Source organism: bacterium (assembly GCA_035530055.1).
GTDB lineage: Bacteria > UBA6262 > WVXT01 > WVXT01 > WVXT01 > WVXT01.
In genome coordinates this window covers 1-4,100 of record DATKVN010000038.1, presented here as the reverse complement: position 1 = coordinate 4,100, position 4,100 = coordinate 1, and the positions used below count along the sequence as shown (strand labels likewise).

The window sequence follows — 4,100 nt, the reverse complement described above, 5'->3', positions numbered from 1 at the left end:
TAAAAAATTTGTTACCATTTTGTTACCACAAGTCCGCCAAAATGCGATAAATTGTGATAAACTCCGATAAAGTAAAAAATCCCAAATTGCGTTGATTTTTCAAGTAGATTTGGGATTTTCGTCTATCTTTTTATAACTCTTCTTTTTACCCCTTTTCGGTTTACGAAACCGTTGCGGTGTCTACTTAAGATTTCTCTTCCCAGATTGGTAGATAGACGGTGAACCTGGTTCCTTTACCTGGTTCGCTCTCTACCTCTATATCTCCATTATGGTCTTTTACTATTCGATAGGCCATCGACAAACCGACTCCTGTACCCTGTGAGCCTTTAGTGGTATAGAAGAGGTTAAATAATTTTCTTAAATTCTCTTTAGGAATGCCGCTACCATTATCTGCGAGAATTACCTCAACCTTATGGGGGTCATCTTTCCCCATTCTTGCTGAAATGGTAAGTTCTCCTTTCTTCCCAGCCATTGCCTCACAAGCATTTATAATCATATTCAAAAATACCTGTTCCAACTGAACGCCAATCCCTTTTATCTTCGGCAAATCCTGAGGGATATCTTTAGTTACATTAATCCCCCCGTGGGAAATTTGATATTGGGATAAACCTAAAGCATCTTCCAATACAGAATTCAGGTCTGTTGCCTCAAAATCTCTATCCGCAGGCTTAACATAACCCCTTATTCTCTGGACAAGCTTAGCTGCCCGGTGAGCAGTATCTATTACTTTATTCATCCTGTCTTCCATCGCTTCCAGCACTTTTTTCTGGTTCTCAGGAAGGTCTTCATGACCCAGCCATTCTTTTATATCAAGATTGCACAATTGACATCCCGCACTAATAATCCCCAAAGGATTATCTATTTGGTGGGCAAAGCCAGCAGCCAACTCTCCAATAGAAGAGAGCTTGGCTGCCTGAAGTATTGTTGATTGAGCCTCTTTGAGTTCATGGTAGAACTGAGCATTCTCAATCGCTAAGCCCGCCTGTCCGGCTAAAATCTTAAACATGGCTAAATCGTCAGATGTGTAAATCTCTTTGGAACGCTTTGTGCCCAATACCAAAAAGGCAACCAGCTCTTCGCCAATGAAAGCAGGCAATAATACAGCCGCTCCCATACTTCTCAATTGCACTTTAACTTCTTCCAAATGTTCGGGTTCACTGGTCTCAAAATGGCTGATGACTTCCTCTTTCAAAAGAGGTCCTACATCTCTACTTCTGGATAACATCCGGATTAAAGGAGAATCCTCACAAAGAGAATCTCCAAACTGTCTTCTTCTCTCTTTGCCATAACGGGCTTCCCGCACATATTCATTGGTTTTCCTATCCAATAGATAGATGCGGGCATAACTGATTCCCATTTCCTTCGTCACCCTACGAATAATCAAAACCAGAAGACTCCCCAAGTCCTTGGTCAAAGTCATCTGCTTCGCCAGCGCAATTAATTTCTCCTGGTACCTCCGACGCTCACTTTCGGCTTTTCTCCGAAGAGTGGCATAGAATGTCGGACCCAAACTGGCCAAAATTAACATTATCCCAAGAGGTATAAGCCACCAATTTACCCCTATCTCTTGAGAAAGGTAACTCCGCCCCCAGAAGCCCACACCTACCGGAATACCCAACACAAAGGTATATACTACTGTAAATAGAGTTCCCCTGGTAATAGCTACATTGATGTTCATTAGACGATAGGTAACAACGGCATAGGTCGTCAAACCTGCAAAGAAGAGAATTCCATAGATACCTAATCTGGATATTGTCAGTGAAAGCTCCATTATTTGACTTAAGACCAAATTTATGAATAACGCCGGGAAAGCTGAGAGCGAAAGTCCTAATAAAACATAAGAAACTTGAACTTTGGGAATGCCCGAAAATTTCCTCCATTTTATGACTAAATTGGTGCATCCTAAAACCATATAACCAAAAAGACACAAAGCATATATCCAAAATAAGTTGCCCCTTCCAAACTGTAACTGCAGTCCGCCCCTGTAAGTCACAATGTCCTTGACAATAAGAGGGGAAAAAGAAATAACAGCCAGGAACGCAGCTGGAATAAAAACGATGTATTCCTTATTTTTCCAACGCGAAGAAGGATTCGGAAAGTTTACGCAGAAGAGAAGAAAGAAATAGGCAAGAAGCGCCGCGGAGGCAAAATCCAGCCTTAGCAAGAAGGAAGCAATCGTGGGATTTCTGACTTCACTTTCCAAAAAGTTGGACGCTGCCCAAATCGCTGCCCACAGCGCCATGCTGGCGAAAAGCCTGTTTACCTTCCCACGAGAATTACTGAAGTAACCTAATCCGCCAAGGACTAAGAGTGATATTATTACAAAGAGAACAAGAAAGACGTCCATCGTTTCTCCTCACTTTTTGTCCAGGCTTTCTCTCCAAATACTCTTACAGCCACAGTCGATGTTGTCAAAAACGCCTATCTCATGACTTTCTTTGTATTTTTTGAACAAACTTACTATCTTTGAGGAACATCTTTCACAATTGTGAGGGGTAGCAATAGGAGGTGGTTCGTCCGTAAAATCTCCAACATTGACCGTACCCAACCGGTATGTTGCTTTTAGAACTTCGATAACGCTCCAAAGCCAGGGAGGGCGAAAATTACCTTTCCTATAAACTTCTTCCATCCTGGTCCCTTTCTGCACCAAAGCTGCTTCCAGGGTAACTTCATTCGACCCGACTTGAAAAGCGTAGTTTGTAGTTCGAATAGCTTCCAAGATTGCTTCTCGTTCAGTAATGTAAAGGGGTTTAATAAATACATAAGTCAAGATTCTTGCTCCATTATTCCTCAGAAGCATTACAGCTTTTTCAAAATCTTTTTTTGATAAACCCTTATTTACACACTTTTCTCTTATGTCATCACTTACGCATTCCAGTCCCAGACCAACCTTAAGTTTCTTCTCTCCTGATTTTGAAACTAATAAACTAATTTTTTCTTCGGTGACAAACTCTGGCCTGGATTCTACAAAAAGTACTTTAATGCTCGGTATGCTACTTACATCTTCACAAATCTCCAGCTGTATTTCTAAAGGAATCTCATCATTGTTTAGAAAACTGCCACCATTATAAATAGTCAAGTTCTCGGGTGTTTCTCCTGCGACCATATGCTTCGCGGCTTTATAGACCTCCATTAACTCTCTCGGAGAGAGTCTTATAGCTTTAGCAATTTCATCAATCTTAGATTTAAAACCACACATATAGCACCCGCCGTGTTCACTCTTTGCCCACGCACAGCCAGAGCCCGGAAATAGTAATACCCATCTATGAATTGGTTTCCTCTCGCTGCCATCGTAAATTCTATCAACATAGGAAAAAGTCAAATTAAATTTATTAGCAATTTCTGATATCCGATCGTCCACTACTTATGTCTCCTGATTACTTTAAAAGAAGATGATATTAACTGAGTCCAAAAAGGGAAGACCTCTGTTAAGTCCGAAAAAGGGTTTTCCCAGACCACAAGAATTCCGTAATCCAGGCTTTCCGGGTCATTTATATACCCTGGAATAATTCTTATAGACTTTAGTCCTACGCTCTGGTATATCCCGAGTTCCGGGTCTAAGAGCCTGCCTGTTTTTGTCTTCGCTTTAATATATTCCTCCACAGACATTTTACCTGCATACTTATGATACCTGGGTATCCTACTGCCAAATACTCCTTGTTTGAGCCCGTATTTGATAACCAATTTCCCCGTTGCCTCAAGAAGGGCTACAGATACCCTCCTTTGCGCATGAGTAGATACGCTTAGACTCACACCGTATAGCGTATCCCCATTTGGATTGTGGGTTTTCCTGATGTAACCGTTATCCGTAGCCTCTTGCCAAGAAAGCCGAGAGCCTCGCATGTCATAGTCTAAGATTTCCGTAACTACAAATCCTTGTATTTCCCCATCCATCACTGCACATAAGAATCCCTCGGGGAAGGTTTTTAACCTGGAATGAAACATTTCCTTTGTGGCTCGTAATCCCTTTGGCCATGCTTCTCTTTCTATCCGAAGAATTTCTTTTATATCTCTTAACTTGGCTTGCCTGACTTCTAAGCCACGCTTATCTCCTTTCTGTTCACTCTTTCTTTTCAGAATCCGCCGAGAGTCAGGTTTCA

Annotated in this window: 3 protein-coding genes; all 3 read right to left on the bottom strand. The window is 41.6% G+C overall.

The window, feature by feature from the left end; translation table 11 throughout:
• Positions 1-184: 184 nt before the first annotated feature.
• On the bottom strand, positions 185-2,347 hold the full coding sequence (locus VMW39_03485; GenBank protein ID HUW23073.1) for an ATP-binding protein: 2,163 nt from the start codon (positions 2,345-2,347) through the stop codon (positions 185-187).
• A gap of 9 nt (positions 2,348-2,356) precedes the next feature.
• The gene (locus tag VMW39_03480; protein HUW23072.1) at positions 2,357-3,361 is read right to left on the bottom strand and encodes an archaeosine biosynthesis radical SAM protein RaSEA; all 1,005 of its coding nucleotides are present in this window, start codon (positions 3,359-3,361) and stop codon (positions 2,357-2,359) included.
• Positions 3,361-4,100: hypothetical protein (locus VMW39_03475; GenBank protein HUW23071.1), on the bottom strand; the 740-nt coding region annotated here is incomplete at its 5' end. The genes VMW39_03480 and VMW39_03475, both read right to left, overlap by 1 nt.